We start from the raw sequence: 21,013 nt of genomic DNA, 5'->3' as shown, positions 1-21,013 counted from the left end.
GGTAAAAAATGATGAGACTCATCGAAGCAAGGGAACCTCCCAAGCTTCACTGGCATAGGCAAAAGCATATGTTGTTTTCCTTCTGGCCATGGGACAAAAGAGAGGGAAAGGAGTGCAAGCATGAGTTCTTTTCTTGCGCCAAAGGCACCGATTGTTTTTGTTCCGGGGCTGTTTGGGTCGATGAGTGATCAAATTATTCCGGGTACTGGTGACTGGGGCTTCGGGTTTGCTCGAACGGCTTACGAGCCATTTATCCGTTTGCTTGGAAAAATGGGTTACCCTCTCAATGAACAATTGTTTGTAGCTTTTTATGATTGGCGAAGGCAGATCGATATTTCAGCCGAGCGCTTTTTACTGCCTGTCATCGAGCGAGCGAAGCAAACGACTGGTGCCCCTTGTGTCAATCTCATTTGCCATAGCATGGGGGGGCTTGTTGCTAGAGCCTATGTCCAGGGGGAATTTTATCAAAACGATGTGGATCAGCTGCTCATCTTTGCGACTCCTAACGCAGGATCGCCTGTTGCCTACAGCTATTGGGCGGGAGGGAAGCTGCCGCGCTCCGTTTCTGGCAAAAGAAATGTCGTGGAGCTATACATGAGCGTATATCTGGCCTATTTGGAGCAAAGCATCCCTTTTCATCGCATACAAGCTATTCACAGACACTTTCCCAGTCTCCTTGACCTTACTCCGTCAGCAGCATATGGCGATTATTTGTTGGAGAAAAAACAGGGAGAAGAAGCCTTTGTGCCTTATGAACAGATGGTCGTGAAAAATCAATACATGGACAATTTGAACGCAACGATGGGGATTATCGCAGCCCGCAATATTCGCGTCACGCTGGTAGCTGGCATCGGACATGAAACGATTCATTACCTGCGAACAGTCCCTTCGCTTTCTCCCGATAAATGGGTCGATGGAAGAGTAGTGGGCTCGATCAATAGTGATGCTGGGGATGGGAGTGTCATGGCGAACAGTGTATTCGCACTAGAAGGGGAGCGTTATTACGTAGAGGCTACACATCTGGAGATTTTGTATAAAAGTGAACCGCTTCTCCGGCAATTGCTAGAGTAGGGGGAAAAAAGAGGACCAAGCCGGGAAGATCCCTGGACTCGGTCCATTCTTTAGATGAACTACGCCTTCTTATTTCTGCGATACATGATCGAAATACCGATCAAGATCGAAACGATACCTGCAACGATAGGGAGTGGGTTAGCTTGCTCTCCCGTTTGAGGCAATACTTTACCTGTTGATGGAGATTCGTTGCTGGTTTCCAGGACGTTGGAGTTATTAGCAGCTTCCGAATCGTTCGGTTTGGTCGTATTTTCTGTTTGATTCGACTCTCCTGAAGTGTTGGTGTTGTTGTTGTTGTTTGCATCAGGAGTGCCAGGTTGATCCGAGTTACCAGGTTGGTCTGGGTTTTCGGATTGGTCTGGGTTACCAGGCTGGTCTGGGTTACCAGGTTGGTTTGGGTTACCAGGTTGGTCTGGGTTACCAGGTTGGTCTGGGTTACCAGGTTGGTCTGGTTTGCCAGGTTGATCCGGTTTGCCAGGTTTACCTGGTTTGTCTGGTCTATCTGGTTTGTCTGGTCTATCCGGCTTCTCTGGTTTTTCCGGTTCGGGCTCTGGTTTTGGTTCTGGTTCAGGCTCTGGCTTCGGCTCTGGCTTTTCAGGCTCCGGTTCAGGTTTTGGCTCAGGATTTCCGCCGCCACCGCCACCACCGCCTCCACCACCGGAGGTCGCGTCATTTTCGACAATGACCAACACATGGTCGCCAGCTACTTGGTTTCTTTTAATCTCGAACTCGATTGGCTTGCTGCTTTTTACATAACCAGCAGGTGCTTTCGTCTCGATAAACTCATATTTGCCCGGATTCAGTCCTTCGACAATCAGCTCTCCGTTGCCATCTGTTGTCAGCTTGGTAAGCTCCTGACCATTCATATCTTTGGCTACCTGACCATTTTCATCTCGGAGCGTAAATTCAGCTCCTTTGAGCTTATGATTTGGGTATCCCGTTCTTACTTTGGTCAGTTTCACAGACCCTGGGTTCAATCTGTTGGTCAACGTAAGAGAGGCAATGCCTTCCTCTGTCACTTCGAATTTCAGTGGTTCAGCAAGCTCATAATCAGCAAGGGCTTTTGTTTCCACGAGCTGGTAGAATCCTGCTTTCAGGTTTTCGAGGAGAAGGATACCGTTCTTATCCGTTGTGAGTCCACTTTGCAGTACTTTCCCGTCAGCATCCTGAAGCTCAAAGGTTACGCCAGGAAGTGGCTCTTTGGTGTAGTGGTCCACTTTCAACAATTGAACGGACCCGATATTTTTGGCGTTCTTTTTCGTAAGGGTTACAATTTCTGTCTGGTTGGAGGCGATTTTGAATGATATCGGAGTCGCATCCAGCTTGTATCCCTTCGGAGCTTTCGTTTCGACTAGCTGATAGTTTCCTTCTGCCAGATCGCCTTTGGAGACTTTTCCATCAGAGCCGGTTGTCAGCTCAGCGATCGTTTCGAATGCTCCGCCCTTTTCAACCTGCAGATTGAAGACAGCGCCTTCCAGTGCATTTCCAGCATTCTCTGCATCAACTTTGGTTAACTCAAATCCTTGACGGAGCAGCTTGTTGTCGATGGTCATTTCGATCGTAACTGGAATAGCAGGGTCAGCACCTGCAGGAGCTTTTAGCGTAATGTCTTTTCCGTTTCTGTACTCGTCTGCGATGACGTAGCCAACAGGAGCGGATAATTCTTTTAACTTGTACGCTTTAAATTTGTAGCCTTTGAAGGTGGCAATGCCATTTTCATCGGTCACGACTGTTTCTAGCAAGGTTTTCCCTGCCTTGTCGTACAGACCAAACGTGGCGCCTGCCAATGCTTTTTTCGTATCTGCGTCTGTTTTGACGATTTTCAAGTCGCCTTTACCAGGCGTGCCGGCTCCGCCACCAGCACCGGACAAGCTGACTTTGACACCTTCTTGTCCATCTTTCCCTTTACCTACAACTGTTTTCCCTGCAAAAGAGGCTTCGTTTTTGATGACCTCTCCATGATCAGCATTGATAAAGGAGCGGTACTCCAGGATGTAGGCAGTGTGCAGGTCGTTTTTAAAAGTCAGTTTAAAGGTGTTGCCGACTACTTCTAATGTGTAGTCCTCAGAGGTCACTTCTTTTCCGATAGTCAGGGCACCGGATTCAGAGACGTTTGTCGTAAAGAGCTTGAAGGAGTCTTTCATCAGAATTTGATTGCTGGACAGCGTATCGGTCAATGCAGCACCTGCCGAAATGTACGACTGGCTCGGATTGATTTTTACTGTCCATGTTGCATACTCTGAATCTGCTCCTGTACCTTGTGCGCCTGTTTTGAGGACGTACTGCCCACCGTATGTCGGTCTGACGGTCGTCTTGCCTTTATAGAGTGGAGTGCCAGTTATGTCACTATCATGCATAGTGGCATTGTTTTCGTACACTTCTCCGACAGGCAGATCAGCCAAACTGGTTGTGTACGTGATGCGATAGGCTGAGTCGATCTCGCCAAGATGCAGCTCAAAACCGTTGGTTAATGGGTCGAATTTGATAGGAACAACTGGTCCTTCGACCACTTTCACACCGTCTGCTCCACCTGTAAGCAACAACTTATGCACGCGTAACGAGTCCTTCACAAAAGTTTGTTCTCCGGTATAAAAATCCCGAATGATCGCGTTGTTAATCTTGTGAAGGTTATAGTTCACATCGATTGTCCACGTGATTTCTTTTGTGCGGGCGTCGTATTTACCTGTTTTGTTGCCGTTATTGCTGGTGTAGCTGTCTGGTTTAACAGTAGCGGATTTCGTGATAGGGTCTTGTGCTTTCCCGTTTTCCTTCCAGTTCAGTTCAGCCTTGTTTTTGTACGCGGATGGACGGTCCTTGGAAGTAGGATCGAACTTCGTCAGGTACGTAATCACAAGGGCTTTTGTGACTGGTTTGTGGAAGGTGATCTTGAGTCCATCCTCGTACTTTGGATTCGGAGAGATGCTGTAGTCTTTGTCAGGACCTTCTTCCAAATCCTTTGTCCAATCGTTGATTTTTACTTTGTCAGGAAGAAGAGTCAGCCCTTGACCCGCATAACTGTCGGTAATGACGACTTCATCCATCACCTGATTGTCCTCGTTTAGACTCAGCGTCCATTCGATTGTTTTATTCAGGTAATCAACTTTTTCCTTTTTGGCGTTTTTCCAGAAGATTGCTTGAGTGATCTCTTTGGATGCATCTTTTTTGGTTCCGTCGTAGATCTCTACTTCATTTTTCACGAGGTAGCTGTCTTGGTGGACCCGATTTTTAGCTTTGGTTTTGTAGGTGATTTCGTAAGCAGCCGATACGTCATGATCAAACTCCAAGCGGAAGCCGGTAGCCGACTCGGTTACATTGTAACCTGTGATGGCAGCCCCGTCTTTTGTTCCGTTTCCGTTGTCGTCGATGGTCATTTTATGAACGGTAAAAGAATTATTCACGAGCTCTTGATGACTGGTATCAAAGCGATCCTCGAGCCATGCATCACCTTGCTTGATTAGTTTTTCATTGTAGTTGTACTGAATAGCCCAGGTGATCGTCTGTTTGGTGTAATCATAGTCAATCGCTTTTTTGTTCAGAGGCTGGCTAAATCGGACAGAGACATTTGCGGAATCGATTAAATCCTTTGGAAGGTTCGTTCCTGTGACAGTGGCTTTATTCGTGTAGGTTGTATCTGTCGTACCGGTGACGTTGGTCTTGTACGTGACGCGATAAGCACCGTCGATGTCTCCAAAGTTCATTTTGAACCCATTTCCTTCTGTCAATTTCTCAGGAGTGAAGGTAGTTACCTCAGCCTTTGGTTTAACAGAGCCATTCAACTGAACGTCTAATGGGAAGACCTTAATCGAGCTCATGTCGATATCCAGACCGCTTGGAAGCTCATCCGTAAAGACAGCGCCTTTAATCGGATTTTCACCTAAGTTAAAATCGACGGTCCAGTCGAGAAAGCTAGGATTCATTCCCTTGTTTGCTTTTCCGTTCTTGTCGATTTCATTGTTGTTTTTGCCTTTGAAATGGACAGAAATCGGGGCGATGCCATCGAATTTGAAATCGATTTCCTGTCTCGTGCCGCCCTCAAACTTTTTCTCATCGAATTCCCGCCACACATAGAACGTTCCGTCATTGATCTCAGCGCCATCATTGATGGCATCACTGAAAGTGAAGGTGACGGTGCCGTCTGTTGTCACTTCATAGGTACCGTAGCCTCCGTTCAGATCTCCGGTCAAAACGCGATCGGTTCGGAACTTATCTGGGAGGGGGAAGGTAAAGGTGGCACCTTCTGAGTAAGGATGTCCGGCAGGGATTTTCCAGGTGAAATCAACTTGAACACGCGAGCCCTGATCGGGGCGGATGTCTTCGATGTTGTTTCCGTCTTTGTCCTTCATGACTACGCTGGTGATGATGTTGTCTTTGACGATGTTGTCTTCAGGGTCAGGAACTGGTACCGGAACCTCTGGTAGAGGAACTGGTGGTTCAACAGGTGGCGTAGTCGGAGTACCTGTACCTGGATTGGTAGGAGTACCTGTGCCGGGATCGGTAGGGGTTCCTGTACCCGGATCGGTAGGAGTTCCAGTGCCCGGATCGGTAGGAGTCCCTGTACCCGGATCGGTAGGAGTCCCTGTACCCGGATCGGTAGGATTCCCAGTGCCCGGATCGGTAGGGGTTCCTGTGCCCGGATCGGTAGGAGTCCCAGTGCCCGGATCGGTAGGAGTCCCAGTGCCCGGATCGGTAGGGGTCCCAGTGCCCGGATCGGTAGGAGTCCCAGTGCCCGGATCGGTAGGAGTTCCAGTGCCCGGATCGGTAGGAGTTCCAGTGCCCGGATCGGTAGGAGTCCCTGTACCTGGATCGGTAGGAGTTCCAGTGCCCGGATCAGTAGGGTTGCCTGTGCCCGGATCGGTAGGAGTCCCAGTGCCCGGATCAGTAGGGTTGCCCGTTCCCGGCTCCCCACTATTCTCTACGACAACCTCACCTTGTGTTTGGGCATACGTGGTTGTCGTGAAACCGAAAAAGTTTTGGATGATGAGCAAAAGTGCCACCACAACGATCCAAGATTTCCTTTGCATATGCTCCTCCTGTACTAAATAAAACTAGCTCATTCCGTCTTTTAGTAGGACGTGTTAGGGCTGAGATGAAGTCGTTTGTTTCCATTCAGCTTGAACGATCAGTCTGTCCTTCGGATCCTTTGCTCCAACAGGGGTGCATGTGACTAAGGTGATCAATGGCTTCTTTTGATCCTCTAGAACTTCTACTTGTGTACGATCTACGATAAAGGCTTTCACGACAACGAATTGGTAGGTTGCCGTTTTCGTCTTGATCTCAATCTCATCGTTAGGTGCTAGTTCGTCCAAGCGATTGAATTGCTTACCGTGAGTAATCCCGCGATGACCTGCCAGTCCAACATTGTTCACGCCGAATTCCTTGTCTGGCTCGATCAGGCCAACACCTTTACTCAAGGCATGCTTGTCCGCGCCTTCAAAAATCATCATTTCCAGATCAATTTTGGGAATCCGAATCACGCCTCTGGCACCTTCCAACATAGCGAGCGGCTCTTGTATCTGAAGAGCTGGTGGGTCCTCAGATGTAGCTGTTTCTATTTGCTCGCTGACGTTGCTCAGTTGTTCGAACGCTTCGATGAGCTGTTCCTGCTTTTGTGCAGATACCGCCGTTTCCCATTGAGGATAGAAAAGGAGGAATAAGCCTGCCAGGATAAACCCGGCACTTAACAGCACTCGCACATTCTTCAACTCCCTTTTCGCACCGTTAACTCAATTCATCTTTCCCCCCTTGTCCCAATTTTTCGTTAACTATGTTCGGCAAGGGCATCCTTCGTTGTACAAGTCTTGCTAGTCGAGAACAACAGATTCACCTGCTGTTCCAATTATGAAAAAATGCCTAGAGGTATCATAATCTTTCGAACTATACAATTTCTGAACATGAAAAAAGCCAGAGGAGAAAGTATCTCCTTTCTGGCTTTTTTGGTCTTCATTCTATGGTTAATAGGCGACGCTTTTCGAAACAAATCCAACTAAAACCTTCCCATTTGCATCAACGGTGGAGCCGTAATACCAATCTCCACATTCACCGACTACTTGAACAAGTGCATCTTTGATAGCGTAGCCCCTGCCTAGACTTTCTGTGGAAGGGGTCGAGAAGAAGTAGCCTTTCTCTCCTTGGATCTTGACAGTCTTAGGAGTAATCGGTGTATACGAGGTGACCACTGTTTTGGAAATGTAACCTTGATCGATGGAGATAAACTCCGGCTGTGTACCGGATGCTTTGATTTCAAAACCATACCAAAGGGTTGCAGCAATGACAGAGTCAAGGGATGGAGCAGAATAAACGGTAGCATTGTCTACAGCTACAATTGTTTTTGAAGAGAGTATTTTTGGTTGTGTACGGGGGGCCGCTGGTTTTGGAGGGGTCGATTTTTTCACTTGGCTGTTGGAAGAACCACCGCCACCGTTGTGATAGTGATATTCCCCATACTGTAATCCCCATTTTTCACAGTTTGTTCTACAGGTGTGTCCACCATTTGCATCTGTTCTGCCTGGATGAGCTTCAATCATTTGAATAGGGAAAAAAGCAAAGCAAAGAATGAGTACGAGTACAGAAATAATCTTTTTCACAGACAACCTCCTAAGGATTCGCTTTCGCCCGCAACAGATTCAACCCCATCCCGATAAAAACAATCCCCGTCAGCTTGTTGAGAATGACAGAGAACTTCTGATTATTACGCAATTTTTTCGTAGCGAAGGAAGCAAACAGGGCGAGGAGACTACACCAGATGCCACCCGTAACGGTAAAAGTGAGGCCGAGAATAAGGAAAGGGAGTGGTCCGGCTTCTGTCGCGCTAACAAATTGCGGGAGGAAGGCGATAAAAAACAAGGCGACCTTTGGATTCGTGACACTCGTCAGGATCGCTTGTAGATAGACCTTTTCACCCTTTAGCTTCTTGGAATCGGCTGCGTCAAAGGCTGGTGATTCCTTCGTCATGAGCATGCGAATGCCCAAATAGACGAGATAGGCGACCCCCAATATTTTGACGATGTTAAAAAGCACGATGGATTGCGCCAAAAGGAGCGACAAGCCGAAAGCAGCCAAGAGCGTGTGAATGAGTGAGCCTGTCAAAATGCCGAGAACCGAAAGAATACCTGCCTGTTTTCCTTGCGAAATGCTGCGGGTGATGATGTACATTGTGTCTGAGCCGGGTATCAGGTTCAGCATGATTGCGGTCATCAGAAATGCTTCATAATGAACGATTCCAAACATCTCTTCTCACTCCCCATCTGTCTATAAAACAACAATAAATTATAGAATAATCAGACACCTGGCGCAATGCGAAAAATGAGGAAAAGCTCCTGACGCAGATCAAGGGTGTGTGCCATGATCGCGAGAGGAGCCCATTATTCAAGCGGACTGATTACGGCGTTGATTCGGTAGCGCGTATCCAGCCTTCTTTTCCGTCAAACACAATCTGGTACCAGCCATTCAGATCTGCGATGACTTGGAAGGAACCATCTGCTGCTACCTGACCGATCTTTTCATATTCTTCACCGGGACCTGCAAAAACATCGGTTTTTTGAGTGGCAGGGGAAGGTTGATCCGTCGCCTCTGTTGAGCTGTCAGCAGGGGAAGGCGCTTCTCCTGACCCAGTTCCCTCGGTCGTTTCTTCGGAGCTCTGCTCCAAGTCAGCCAGCTTTTCGATGTAAGCCAAGCCATTGTCCTCGAGCTTGAACAAAGCGATTTCGTTTTCCCCTTTCCCTACTGCATTTTTTAGGATCACATGCTCGGAGTCTTCTACGCTGAGTTCATCTGCCTCAACCGAAAAACGCTTGTCGAGCGACTCTTTAGTCAAATTCGGAGAGAGTGCCGTGTAGGCGTTAATACGCTTATTGCCGGATGCACTCACGATAATCACAGGCTTTTCTTTACTACCGAGAGTATCGTCGATCTTAGCCCTGGCCGTTTTTAAGTCCACATCCAGTGACTTATCCAGATAGAGGACCGAGTCATTGGGCATTTTCGCTGCGAAGTAAAGACGTTGATCTGCTCCAGAGAGTCCAAATGAGTAAAGCTTTGCTCCCCAGCGATCTGTGCCGGAGAACATGTCGGTGAACGTTCTGTCTGGATATCTCAATTGCAATAAGCGTGCTGGATCGTATTCCAACCAGAGTTTATTCAGATCGGACAGGAGTGTAGCCGTATCCTGGAGCGGATTCAACTGTTCGTATAATTCACGCGCTTTGGTGAACTCAAACGACTTGATGTATTGTTCTGCCTGCTTGAGCTTGCCTTCCAGATAGCGGGTGATCGAATCGAGGACAGGTGAATCACTGGAAAGCACATCCTCGATTTTGCGATAGGCGGCTGCCATGTCAACGAAGGCACTCAAATCCTTTGAACGAATGACTTCCTTGATTTCAGCTAGCGCATACTTTTCCAACTGACCCACTAACCAATCTGTCTCAATACCCAGCTTTTCGTAATGGCGTATGCTTGTAGCCGTCTTGGTGATGACTTCTTCAAAAGGAGCAGAAGCGATTAATTTCCGCAGCTTCGTCTTTTCATAGTTTTGGAACAAGGCCGTGAGCTCAGCCTGCTTCTTCTTTTTACCGCCGTAGTATTCATCTGGAACGGCAAGGAGTGTTTCGATGAAAGATTCGTCCTGGTAGTTTTCCTTTTCGAGATTCGATTGTGCCTGAGCCTTCGCTGTTTGCAAGGCACTCAAGTAATAATCGGAAAAGCTCTTATCCATACCCAAGCGAGCGGACAATTGCTGGAAAAACATTGCTGGTACGTCCTTTTGATTCTGGTAATTCTTTTTGACAGCTTGATATTGTTCATAGACCGCACCGATTTCTGCGACCTTCTTTTCCAAAATGGCCGCCCGCGATTGCTGTTGAAGCCCATCCAGCTCAGTACGGATCGAAGCCAGTTGGAACATGATAGAGTTCCATTCGTCATCCCCGTAGGACAGGACGGCCATATCATGCGCACGAGAAAAGGTTTCCTCGGCTTGCAGCAGGTTCTTTTTTTCATAAAACGCCTTTGCTTGTTTATACAACGTAATCTGCTTGTACCCGAATCCGAGCTTGAACAGAACAGCGATCAAACCCAAGGCAAAGAGTCCGAGAAAAATATTACGGACCCACAGGGACCTATGATAGGGAGAGATAGGCAACATAAAAGGCTCCTCCTTCACAGTAAGCCTTTGAAATCCGGGTCAAACGCGTAATGCGTATCCACCCTGTTTTTGGTAGAATGATATAGTTGTTCCCAGCCTTCATCCTTATGGGTTTGTACCATTTTTGCCAATCGCAGAAGGCGCTCGCGAGGCAAAAAATCGATGAATTCGATAATCAGATCCTGATACTCGTCCACATAAGACTTCATGCGGAGCGCCGCACCTGCCACTTGACCGATGAGCTGATCCCCATTTTCCAGCAACAATATTTGATTTTTATAACGTCTAACATAAGTAAGCACGGATTTTTTGACGAGTGAAGGCTGGACCTTGATGACCTCGCGCACATATTCCATGAAGTCCTTGTCGTACATAGACGGGATGAGCGTTTCGAGCTCTAGCTCCATGTCTTTGCGCAGGACGTAATGATTGAGGAACATGATTTTGCGTATCTTGATCGTATCGGAATCGACGAAATGCCCGATCTCTCTCGTTTTTTCATAAGCTTCCTTGAGATGTCCTTCTTTGACGTCGTTGCCCACTTCCTCCAAATGACGGAGGAGTGACTTCTTGAGCGTCTCTATTTCCCGTGTTAAAAAGTGTTGGAATTGTACGTCTCTTTCATAGATGCCGTATTTTTTCTGTATCAGGAAAAACAAGACGAACAACACACAGCCAATACCACCTGCGAGAGCCAATTGCAAAAGGGTATCCGCAGAAAGGAGAGCTAGACAGACGAACAAGCCCAAGAGCAAAAAGCGCGTCTGCACATAGCGGCGTGTCACCGTATGGGATACCTGGCGGATCGGTGTGTAGGCTCTCCCGCAACTCTCGCAATGCGTTTCCCACAGGACATGGTACGTATGGCATCGCGTGCACGCTTGGATTCTTTCATAAGTATGAGTGGTTTTACGGGTTTTGCGAAAGTGGACGCCGATTCGTTTTCTCATGGTGAATCCCTCTTCTCATTCAGTAAGGCATGAAGATGCTGATCGATTTCGGCGTTGGAGAGATTGCGCCGTTTCAGTCGTAGCAGCTTGAGGAACCGGACCGCTAGCAGCAAAAAAGCCGCAAACAAAAGAAAGTAAGTTAACATAAAATTTCTCCTAACGAAGTTGTCGAAATCTGTAACAAAGAATCATGTCGTATCGTATTACGAGTAAGGGGCAATCATTCTAGTACTTTTTTATCATCTGTCTTCTACTTCTTGAAATAGTGTCATAGTCTTACTTTCTTTGCAACACTTCACAAATTCTTTGTAACGAACAAGAAAAGGAGCTCTTATGCAGATAATACGATTCCGAATGTTATATCGATACGTAGCATGTCTTGCCCTGCTCTTGGTCAGCGTCCTCTCTGGTACTCACCCAGGTTTTGCGCAAACGAGCGGAAACAATATGGACGCTGTCCTGGTCGTGGACGTCAGCAACTCCATGACCCAGAGCGATAAGAACAAAGTCAGCAACGAAGCAATGAAAATGTTCGTCGACATGACGTCGATCCAAGCGAACAAGGTTGGTGTTGTCGCCTATACCGACAAGATCGAGCGGGAAAAAGCACTGCTTGAGATTAATTCCGAAGAAGACAAGAACGATATCAAAGCCTTCATCGACAGCTTGCAAAAAGGAGCCTACACCGATATCGCTGTCGGGGTAACGGAAGCAGTAAAAATCCTTGATGCGGGACGCAATCCAAACAATGCGCCGATCATCGTGCTGCTGGCAGACGGAAACAATTTTTTGAACAAGGCATCAAGCCGTACCCAAGCAAAGTCTGATCAAGAGCTGCAGCAAGCAGTGAAAGAGGCCAAAGACAAAGGCTATCCGGTCTACACGATTGGCTTGAACGCAGACGGTCAGCTTAACCGCACGACATTACAGCAGATTGCTGCGGAGACAAATGGTAAATTTTTCGAAACGAGTACAGCGGACAAGCTCCCGCAAATCTTGAGCGAAATCTTTGCGAATCACCTGAAGCTGAAGGTTGTCCCGGTTAAAAGCTTCATCGCAAACGGCCAAGCTCAGGAGATTCCGATCCCCATCCCGAATGGCAGCGTCATGGAAGCCAACATCTCGATCATGTCGCAAAAAGCAGTGGAAGTGAAGCTGTATGACCCAGCAGGCAAGGAAGTAAAAATCCCTTCCAACCAGGTCAGACTGTCGAAGTCCAATGCGTACACGATGATCAAGCTGGTCAAGCCACAGCAGGGTGATTGGAAGCTACAGGTAAAAGGTGTCCCGAAGGAAAAAATCGATATTAACCTCATCTTCAACTACGATCTGCAATTGGAGATGGAGCCAGTCACAGCGAAGAGCTACAAGGCTGGCGATGTCGTACCGATCAAGGCTGCACTTGTTTCAAACGGACAGAAGGTAGCGAGTCCTGATCTGTACAAGCAAATGAAGGCGACACTGATCGTCAATGACAAGACGGACAATAAGACAAACGAGGTCATCCTGAACAATACGGGCAGCGGGTTCGAAGGCAGCTTCACAATCCCTGCAGACCATACCTACGAAATAAAGATCAAGGCAGAAGACACCAGCTTTTACCGGGAGACAAAGCCGCTCCTTGTAGATGCTGCGAAAACGGCAGGCTCTGGAACGAGCAAGCCGAGCACAACCACTGATCCTGCGGCAGAATCGAAACCATTTCCATGGCTGACCGTAGTAGGAGGTATCGTGGTTCTCCTCCTGTTGATCGGTGCAGGCTTGTACGCACTGTCGATCTATCGCAAGGCGAACAAGGGCTTCGCGGGCCAAATCGCCATCGAGATCGTGGATGAGGATACAGGCGAAAAGTCCAATCCGCAGTACAAGAAACTGAACGCGTTCAAAGGAAAAGTGAAGCTGCACCAGCTCATGCAGCTCGCCCCTGAGTTTGCGGAGACAGAGAAGGTCATCTTTTTACCAGGGAAAAACGATACGCTGATCATCGAAAACCGTTCGAGCTGCCGGATCGAAAAGGCAGGACGTGTCCTCGATGCAAGCAAAGGCAAGGAGCTGAAGAAAAACGATCGTATCAAAATTTCGTTAACGAATGTGAACAAGTCCTTATATGTAGATTACATCGTCTAGGAGTGAGTCGAATATGAAAGCAGTTGTGAGAGAACACATTCAACAATTGGACGTATCCCTCGGCGGGGGAATCGTCAGTGACAAGATTCGTGTAGATACCATTGATAACCCGATGCTCGTCATCGGTCTAGGCGGTACAGGGATTGATGCGCTTTTGCGCCTGAAATACCAAGTGAACAGACGCTTCAAGCTGCCGGTAGACCAGCTTTCCAAGAAGCGCAAGGAAAAGCCGGACAATATTGAATTCATCGCGTTTGAAACGAATGAGCATGACCGCAACAAAAAGTACAAAGGCATCGGACTCGACCCAGTGACGGAGTTCGTACTCCTGTCCAATCCTGAGATCGGCGGTGTGTTGCAGAATCGCAGCATTCTGGAGCCGTACATCACGGACTGGCTCTCACCAGAGCTGACAATTACGGACGGAATCAGCGGCGCATCCGGTGTACGCCAGGCAGGGCGACTTCTCCTCTTTACGAAAATTACGCAAGTCGTCCAAACCATTGAGAAAAAGGTCAAGATGCTGTGTGAGGGCACGAACAAAAAGCTGACTGTATTCCTCTTGAGTGGTTTGTCCGGGGGAACGGGGAGCGGTTGCTTCCTCGACATTGCCTATATCGTTCGCGGCATTTTGGAGCGCGACTTCGGAAGTGCGGGAGTAGACAAGGTGAATACGCTAGGCTACCTGTTCACGCCTGACGTCAACCTGTCGAATAAGAGTCTCAGCTCGCACACACGTGACTACATCATGAAAAATGGTTATGCGGCTTTAAAAGAGCTGGACTACTGGATGAATGCGGACGAGCGAAACGAGCGTTTCCGCCAGCAATACGGCAATGTGCTCACCGTACAATCGCCGATGCCGCCATTCAACCTGTGCCATTTGATTTCTGCGACCAATCTGGAAGGCAAAGCATTGGAAAACGCCTACGATTACTGCATGAACGTGACCGCGGAAAACATTACGAACTTCATGGCGAGCGAAGAAAAGCGCTCGGGTGAAGAGTTTGCGATCCACGACTATATCAGCAACATCCGTACGAACATCAATCAGATGCCCAAAGCGTACGCAGCCAACTATCAGTACAACGTCATCGGTGCTTCCTCTGCTGTCTTGCCGATCGAAGAGATGACAACGTACCTGGCCTATCGCTTGTTTAAAAAGATGGAAAAAATGTTCACGGTAGCACCAACGCAAGAAGATGCAGAGAAATTCGCCCGCAAGCTCGGAATCGACATCGACTCGATTTCCCGCAAGTTCGAGGAGCGCGTTCCTGAACCGTTGCCAGGCTATGAAAACAGCGAGCGTTTGAACTACAGCAACGTCATTACCCAGCAAGTCGTCAGCATCGACCACGAGCTGGAACAAGGCTATCTCGCCAAAGCGCGCGAAGCGTACATCAAGTCTAAAAAGCAGATGCCAGGCGACATGATCTCTGTTTTTGGCGAAATGATCACACGTGTATTCCTGCACCCGCAGCAAGGACCATTCTATGCGTCCCGTCTGATTCATTCGGACAAAGGCTACTGCCTGATGAAAATGATCCTTTCCTACATCGAGAGCCTCAAGGCGAATTTGGAGAGCTTCCCGCCTGAGATCGAGGGTGCGCGCGAAAATGCGAACGAAAAACTGGGTGATGCCCGCAGTGCTTTCATCTCCAAGGAGAAGAAGAAAAACAGCTATATCGAAGCGAAGATCAACGAATACCAGCTCCTGGCTGATCAGGAAAAGCTGGAGCAAATGATCGAATTCTACGAAGAGCTGCACCGTTTGTTGAATGCAGAAAACAACCGCATTTATAACGTGTTTACTGAGATTTTGAACGCACTCAATCAGATTTTCGAGCAAAACGGCGACATCCTGATCAACGGTGGAGAAGAGAGCGACCGCACTGGCAACAAAACGTATTACTGGAACATCGTCAGTGTGCCAGATATCTCCAAAGTCGTCAGCAACATCCTGGAGCAAAAGGATGCGGATGACCTGATCCGCGACTTCACCAGCGAGCTGCTGCGACACTCCGATCAGTGGGTCAAAGAGCAGGAGCTGGATATCGTCAGCTCGATTTCCGAATTCCTCTCGGAGAAGTTCGGTGAGGTGATCACCAAGTCGATGGAAGAATTCCTCGTGATCAAATACGGCCAAGACGAGACGCTCGATCGCATCGTAGAGCGCAAGATTGCCAGCAAGCTAGATGAAGAGGCGATTCCGGTCTTCCATCTGAGCAACAATCTCGGCAATATGCATTTCCCTTCCTGGGGCTTTGTATCCGTACCGCTGCAAGCACCATCGATCTTGAAGGGGATTAAAAACTATCAAAATACAGCGATTAGCGGATCGCGCTTTACCGTCAAAGAAAGCCAAGTCAAAAACCGCATCTTCTGGCTGAATACGAAAAACGGTGTCCCACTGTTCGCTTACACACCGCTGAAGGTCTACGAGGAAAGCTACGAACGTACAATTCTGGACAGAGAGGGTATCGGACGCCACCTCGTTCAAACGGAAAAGAACAACTGGGCGTACCTCCCATCCCCTATTCCGGAAAAATCGTGGGGAGATACGTACCAAAACGGGCGGATCAAAGCGTATAACGCCAAAGTACGCGAACTGTTTGACCGTGCCGTGCGCTACGGAGCCATCCGCGAAAAAGGCAGTGACAGCCAGACCAGCAACCGTTATGAATCCATCGTGACGAAACCGTTCTCGCTTGCCGCCTTCCTGGCTAAGCACCAAGCGCAAGGAGACGCGACCAAGCTGAGCCCTGGCGAGATCAAGCGTGCATTGGTTGAGCTCAAAGGCTTCATGAGAGAGGGTCTGCAGCAAGAATTTACACGTGATGTGTTCGGTAGTATCAATGAAGAGATGGCAAAAGAAAACCTGATTCGCTATCCAGAGCAGATTCGTCTGATCGAGCAAGAAGTGCGCAAATACGAAGAAATCGAGGCCAAAATCCAGGAGCTGGAGCAGATCGTAGGTGCTATCAAGGACGAAGAAGAGCTGGTGACCCGATTCATCGAAGCCCTTTACACAGGCACCATCTGCAAGCGCGGTGCGCTGTACGTCTATGACAAGGATGAGGAAGAAGATGCGTGGGAGCCATTCATCAACCTGATGAAGGTCAACAAGCACTTCGAATTCGCTATCTATGAAAAATTCCGCGCATTGGATCACAAGAGCATGGCAACCATCCAGCGCAAGGCTGCAAAACGCAGTGATGCGATGACTTCCGCAGAGGATACGCAACAGTTGCTGGCAAAACTCGAAGAAATCGCAACTGCTTTCCAAGAAACGAAAAACGATCTGGAATACGATCGCGACGAATACGTAAACGGTGAAGAGCTGTTCCAGTTCTACAAAAAAGTTTGGTCAAAAGTAAACGATATGCGCAAGACGCTGCAATAAACAATAAGGATCGTTTGATAACCGAGGAGGACGCATGAGGGATTTGATTGGAGAGTTCGCGACCCAATACGTTACGGAATTGGAAAGACAACTGGATAGCGGAAACGGACAGCGAAGCATTCAAAACCCCGTGCTCTTCCTTTTTCTCGGGGATAAGAGCGTAGAGGCACTGCAAGCTGTTCGTGCCCACAACGAACGCAGTTGGCAAAATGGTCACGGTGTTCTTTATGTCCATGCGTATCAGGACAAAACGTGGGAGCATCCGCAAGTAATTGGCTGCCGCTTGCCACAGGCAGATGACGACAAGAAAAAGATGCGTACCTCGATCCACGAGCGTTTTTTACTCGATGAGGCTGTCACCATGGAACTGAACAAGGTCATGAAGCTGGCAAGCGTGCGTGTAGCGGAAATGGGCAAGTTGTTCACTGCTTTTCAGCAAGTCAATATTTCCGTCGTGGCAAGGGCAGATGACCCTGCCACGATCCTTTTGCCAGAGCTGACGCTACTACTCAAGAGCTACCTCAATGAGTTGTTTAAAAACGTATCCGTCGACCTGTATGTCTTGCTCCAAGAAAAGAACAACGGGGAAGCATTCGGGTTCTCGACAGCGCTCTCGGTCAGCTTTTTGGAAGAGGTCAATCGCTATCAGCGGAGTGACTACAGCTATCGAGCGAATCTCTTGGTAACGGAGGATCTCGTGAAGCTGCCTGTGGAGCATGTGAACGCACCGTTATTTTCGCTGGCGTACCTATTGAGTGACAAGACAGAGCATGGCTTGTTTATCGAAAGCGGCATGCAGGAAAATTACGAGCTGATCAGCAAGCTGGTGCTTTTGAACAACAAAAAGGTAGAGCCGGAGTTCCATGAAAGCAATGACTGCTATAACAAGCTGCAATTTATGCGCAGCATCTCGGTTGAACACGGGCAGACCAAGTTCGCGTCTGCTGGCCTATCCAAAGTAAAGCGACCGACTCATGCTATTGCCCTGACGGTGCTGTCCGCAGTATTTGACCGCTATTGGGAGCGACTCCAGGACGGCGAGGTTTTGCCGAAAACAAAAGCGAGAGAGAAGCTCGGATTGACTGCGCATGATTTGCAGCGAAAATTGGCTGGCATTCTCCCGGAGGATCACATTCTGGAGGAAATGACGGGGCTCATGACCTCTGGCATCAGCTACAGTGAGCTTTGCATTATGAATATGCGCGAAGCGGAGCTGGCTTTGTTTGACGGCAGCAGCCAAGCCTTTTTTGAGGCGAATGTCGTTTCTGGGGCGCGTAAACGTCTGGAGCACATGCTGTCTCAGGAGTCCTTGGCTGATTTGATTCAGAAAGCAGTCATCGAGGATGAACGGCTTGGGCTGTATGCGGCTTACTATCTCACGGCAGAGCACGCCAATGGAGCAAACCTGCTGGATGAGCTGCGCACAGGCATTCGCGAGACATCTCGACAGGTTGAACAGTTGAAAGCCGAGCTGGTCGATCTCTACCAAGAGCGGGTAGATCGGCAGGACATTCGCGTAGGAGGGTTTTTCACACGGGATAAGGAGCGTGTGCGGACCTTCATTCGCCATTTGCTGGACGCTGTTTATGGCAAAAAGCTGGAGCTTTTGGATTGGGAGATGATGCTCTCCATCCTGGTGAGCTATGAGAAACAGGCAGAGCAGATTCACCGGCAGTTAGGTGAGCAAGTCGAGCAGTTGGAAGCCTTGCATAAGCAACTCCGGGAAATCGCCCAGACGAGCGTTCGGGAAGCGACTGATTACTTGGGCAAAAACGTGGATGAATATTACGAATCGGTCGTCCAGGAAACGATCCGGTCATTGGAAGCTTCACGCGGCAGTGATTTTTACATGGAACAACGGTATATTGGCAGCGGCGCTCTGCTCAGCGGGAATCGACTCGCCGGACTCGTGGAGAGGCTGTGTCAGTTTTGCCGGAACGAGATTCTCACTCGTGCGCCATTTGCTTTATCTTTTGAGGCGGAGCTGCTGGCTCGTGCCAACGTCGGGGCTGCTTATGATAACCGAACCGTGCTGACGAAGGAGGATTTATTCCTCGATCTGGCATTGGTGCTGGAGGAGCGGGCGGCGGTTCACATCGAAGTGTTCCATTTCTTGCAAAAGCATCGCTATGAGGAGAAGTACTTGTTTGCCGATATTCACAACGACTTCGTCCAGTATGCGCTGCACAAGGATGAGAGCACGCGAACCTACAAGCTGGGCTGCATCCACGAGGAACAAAAAAGCGGGATAGAAAAAATGAACCTGATGGGTGGATTCGGCATGGAAGAGTTGATGTTTTACCGCAATAACAAGAAATACCATGCTTCCTATGAGGATAGCGGGTTTGTCTTTCGCCGTGTGGGAGGAGATGAGTCGTCATGAGCCAGAGAAGAGTAAGCTTACTCATGCTGGTGTGTAGTCTGGTAGGTGGCGTGATCGGATTTTTGGTCGGGGAAGTCATTCTCGGCAAGTTGTCCGGAGAAATACCGCAATGGTTGTTAATGGGACTTTATTTTGGTCAATATGCCTTTTTCGTAGGATTGATGTGCCTCATTGCGGAAATGATCTCGCCACGACTGAATGGAATCGGCTGGAAGCAGCGTTATCTGGGCTTTTCTTGGAAAATGCTCGTGCCCAGCACATTTTTGATGGTGGGCGTAGCGGCGCTCTTGCTTCAGCTGCTGTACGGGTCATCGTTTCAACAGGCTAGTGGTGCCAACAATATTGTCATGGTTCTGGATACGTCAGGCAGCATGCAGTCGTCTGACCCGGATAACCAATTGTTCAAAGCAGCAGCCGACATGGTACAGCGCATGGATAGTGATATGAAAATAGCTGTGGTCACGTTTCACGATCAAACGAACGTGCTGCAACCCCTCACCGAGCTGAGTAGCCAGTCCGTGAAGGATGAGGTTGTGAAGAAGCTACTCCAATTTCCGCGCACGGATGGAGGCACGCGGATCGACATGGCATTGCAAGCGGGGCTGGACCAGCTGCAAGCTAATCAAATGGCGAACAGTACGGTCGTGCTGATGTCAGACGGCTATAGTGATCTGGATGTCCCTGCCGCACTGGCACCCTACAAGCAAAACCAAGTGATTGTCCATACGGTAGGCATGAGCCAAATTGATGCAGACGGAACGGCGCTGCTTCAAAAGATCGCTGCTGAGACTGGCGGTAGCTACTTCAATGTTGAACACGCTGACCAAATGACAGGAATCTTTGGTCAGATTTACGATATGAGCCGAACAGACCGCAATATTGTTTCCGAGCGGACAGGAGCGACAGAAGAAAGCATGTTTTACGCCATTACCCGTGTGGTCAGTGTTCTGATCCTCGGTGCTTTGCTCGGCTTGGGGCTGGGTCTGATTTTTGACAATCGCCATCTGGCCAAAAGCTTCACGATTGGCGGGGCGGTATCAGGACTGTTAGCTGGACTCGTTTTGGAAATGGGTCTGTCGTCGATCGACTTGCTCGATATGGTGGTACGTTTGCTGGCGTGCTCCTTGCTCGCCGTCATCCTGATATTGTTCACTCTCTTTGTGCCAGCTTCCACGAGTGGCGGATCGTCTTTTGCAAAGCGCAGACTGAACAACAGACAAAACCCTCGTGCGTTGGACGCCGGGAACCAAAGCAGCAAGCGGTTTGAGTAAAGGGAGCATGATGAAACATGATTAATCGGGAGGAAACAACAGAAATCTTCATCAAGGACGTCACCTGCCAGCATCAAGGGAGCGAATACGTGCTCAATTGGCATTGGGCGCAGGATATTCCGTGCGTGTACGTACACAAGTCGCAGTTTGGCGCCCCTTTTGACATAAGCGAGCTGGATGATCGTCAGTTCAAGCTGTATACCCGAGAGGAATACAAAGTCCACAAAGGGCTGCGGGAAAAAACAGACGGCATCGGCAGGTACACATACCGCATCTTTCCTTGCCGATTGGAAAATGGTAAGCCACTACTGCTCATGCCAGACGGGGATGCCCATGTGATCCACGTCAGCACAGGAAAGGCCAAAATCTACTACTCGTTCAAACGGGGCGGAAGCTGGTTCAGCAAGCATCAATCGTTGCAGATTCGCATTTTTTCAGAGATTCCGATCGCGCGGGACGTACTCTGCTACGTAAAAAAAGAAGGCTCTCCTCCCGCCCACAAGGATGACGGTACCCGATACAATTTCATTCGTGATCTCGAGCCCGGTGTCAATCTGATGCCGGAGATCGAGGTCAGGAAAAAAGACGTCGTCCGCCTGTTTTTTACGGACGGGAAAACATACGGAGAAATGTACGAACTGATTCCTGAATAGGAGGGGATGCGCC

The 21,013-nt window shown here is 48.8% G+C and carries 13 protein-coding genes; 6 read left to right on the top strand and 7 right to left on the bottom strand.

Annotated features, from left to right (window positions below; all coding sequences use genetic code 11):
- Window positions 1-120: 120 nt before the first annotated feature.
- The gene (locus tag ODZ53_RS08725) at window positions 121-1,071 is read left to right on the top strand and encodes a lipase/acyltransferase domain-containing protein (protein ID WP_199929591.1); all 951 of its coding nucleotides are present in this window, start codon (window positions 121-123) and stop codon (window positions 1,069-1,071) included.
- A gap of 59 nt (window positions 1,072-1,130) precedes the next feature.
- Here the strand turns inward: ODZ53_RS08725 and ODZ53_RS08720 are convergent, their stop codons facing one another.
- The 7 genes from ODZ53_RS08720 to ODZ53_RS08690 all read right to left on the bottom strand — a co-directional run bounded on the left by ODZ53_RS08720 (window position 1,131) and on the right by ODZ53_RS08690 (window position 11,309).
- Window positions 1,131-6,092 carry a collagen binding domain-containing protein gene (locus tag ODZ53_RS08720; protein WP_372676662.1) on the bottom strand — a complete coding sequence of 1,654 codons (4,962 nt, stop codon included), beginning with the start codon at window positions 6,090-6,092 and terminating at the stop codon, window positions 1,131-1,133.
- 54 nt (window positions 6,093-6,146) lie between these two features.
- Window positions 6,147-6,764 carry a class D sortase gene (locus ODZ53_RS08715; RefSeq protein WP_372676661.1) on the bottom strand — a complete coding sequence of 206 codons (618 nt, stop codon included), beginning with the start codon at window positions 6,762-6,764 and terminating at the stop codon, window positions 6,147-6,149.
- A 258-nt stretch (window positions 6,765-7,022) separates the two neighbouring features.
- Complete coding sequence (locus tag ODZ53_RS08710; RefSeq protein WP_372676660.1) at window positions 7,023-7,655, bottom strand: YHYH domain-containing protein; 633 nt, start codon at window positions 7,653-7,655, stop codon at window positions 7,023-7,025.
- A 10-nt stretch (window positions 7,656-7,665) separates the two neighbouring features.
- Entirely contained in the window at window positions 7,666-8,298 is a 633-nt protein-coding gene (locus ODZ53_RS08705; RefSeq protein ID WP_087348420.1) for a LysE family translocator, read from the bottom strand.
- A 151-nt stretch (window positions 8,299-8,449) separates the two neighbouring features.
- Complete coding sequence (locus ODZ53_RS08700; protein ID WP_372676659.1) at window positions 8,450-10,213, bottom strand: SH3 domain-containing protein; 1,764 nt, start codon at window positions 10,211-10,213, stop codon at window positions 8,450-8,452.
- Between the two features lie 14 nt (window positions 10,214-10,227).
- Complete coding sequence (locus ODZ53_RS08695; protein ID WP_372676658.1) at window positions 10,228-11,163, bottom strand: hypothetical protein; 936 nt, start codon at window positions 11,161-11,163, stop codon at window positions 10,228-10,230.
- A complete protein-coding gene (locus tag ODZ53_RS08690; protein WP_007724683.1) occupies window positions 11,160-11,309 on the bottom strand; it encodes a hypothetical protein in 150 nt (49 codons plus the stop codon). The genes ODZ53_RS08695 and ODZ53_RS08690 overlap by 4 nt, the downstream gene beginning before the upstream one ends.
- 187 nt (window positions 11,310-11,496) lie before the next feature.
- Here ODZ53_RS08690 and ODZ53_RS08685 point away from each other — a divergent pair, with 187 nt between their 5' ends.
- From ODZ53_RS08685 to ODZ53_RS08665, 5 genes are read left to right on the top strand one after another with little or no spacing between them, the layout of a single operon-like run.
- A complete protein-coding gene (locus tag ODZ53_RS08685) occupies window positions 11,497-13,290 on the top strand; it encodes a vWA domain-containing protein (protein WP_372676657.1) in 1,794 nt (597 codons plus the stop codon).
- Window positions 13,291-13,303: 13 nt separating this feature from the next.
- Complete coding sequence (locus tag ODZ53_RS08680) at window positions 13,304-16,693, top strand: tubulin-like doman-containing protein (protein ID WP_372676656.1); 3,390 nt, start codon at window positions 13,304-13,306, stop codon at window positions 16,691-16,693.
- A 34-nt stretch (window positions 16,694-16,727) separates the two neighbouring features.
- The gene (locus ODZ53_RS08675; protein WP_372676655.1) at window positions 16,728-19,076 is read left to right on the top strand and encodes a hypothetical protein; all 2,349 of its coding nucleotides are present in this window, start codon (window positions 16,728-16,730) and stop codon (window positions 19,074-19,076) included.
- Window positions 19,073-20,347, top strand: a complete 1,275-nt coding sequence (locus tag ODZ53_RS08670) for a vWA domain-containing protein (protein ID WP_372676654.1) — start codon at window positions 19,073-19,075, stop codon at window positions 20,345-20,347. Before ODZ53_RS08675 ends, ODZ53_RS08670 begins: the two co-directional genes overlap by 4 nt.
- 17 nt (window positions 20,348-20,364) lie before the next feature.
- Entirely contained in the window at window positions 20,365-21,000 is a 636-nt protein-coding gene (locus ODZ53_RS08665; RefSeq protein ID WP_372676653.1) for a beta-mannanase, read from the top strand.
- Window positions 21,001-21,013 lie beyond the last annotated feature (13 nt).

The organism is Brevibacillus sp. BD137 (genome assembly GCF_041644655.1).
Taxonomy (GTDB): domain Bacteria; phylum Bacillota; class Bacilli; order Brevibacillales; family Brevibacillaceae; genus Brevibacillus; species Brevibacillus brevis_D.
The sequence above is the reverse complement of the archived record's forward strand: the minus strand, read 5'-3'. Positions and strand labels throughout refer to the sequence as shown.

Excerpts from the sequence above, each read along its gene's own strand:
- ODZ53_RS08725 (WP_199929591.1), top strand. The coding sequence starts at position 121 with ATGAGTTCTTTTCTTGCGCCAAAGGCACCGATTGTTTTTGTTCCGGGG.
- ODZ53_RS08690 (WP_007724683.1), bottom strand. The coding sequence starts at position 11,309 with ATGTTAACTTACTTTCTTTTGTTTGCGGCTTTTTTGCTGCTAGCGGTC.
- ODZ53_RS08700 (WP_372676659.1), bottom strand. The coding sequence starts at position 10,213 with ATGTTGCCTATCTCTCCCTATCATAGGTCCCTGTGGGTCCGTAATATT.
- ODZ53_RS08705 (WP_087348420.1), bottom strand. The coding sequence starts at position 8,298 with ATGTTTGGAATCGTTCATTATGAAGCATTTCTGATGACCGCAATCATG.
- ODZ53_RS08680 (WP_372676656.1), top strand. The coding sequence starts at position 13,304 with ATGAAAGCAGTTGTGAGAGAACACATTCAACAATTGGACGTATCCCTC.
- ODZ53_RS08670 (WP_372676654.1), top strand. The coding sequence starts at position 19,073 with ATGAGCCAGAGAAGAGTAAGCTTACTCATGCTGGTGTGTAGTCTGGTA.
- ODZ53_RS08695 (WP_372676658.1), bottom strand. The coding sequence starts at position 11,163 with ATGAGAAAACGAATCGGCGTCCACTTTCGCAAAACCCGTAAAACCACT.
- ODZ53_RS08675 (WP_372676655.1), top strand. The coding sequence starts at position 16,728 with ATGAGGGATTTGATTGGAGAGTTCGCGACCCAATACGTTACGGAATTG.
- ODZ53_RS08685 (WP_372676657.1), top strand. The coding sequence starts at position 11,497 with ATGCAGATAATACGATTCCGAATGTTATATCGATACGTAGCATGTCTT.
- ODZ53_RS08720 (WP_372676662.1), bottom strand. The coding sequence starts at position 6,092 with ATGCAAAGGAAATCTTGGATCGTTGTGGTGGCACTTTTGCTCATCATC.
- ODZ53_RS08665 (WP_372676653.1), top strand. The coding sequence starts at position 20,365 with ATGATTAATCGGGAGGAAACAACAGAAATCTTCATCAAGGACGTCACC.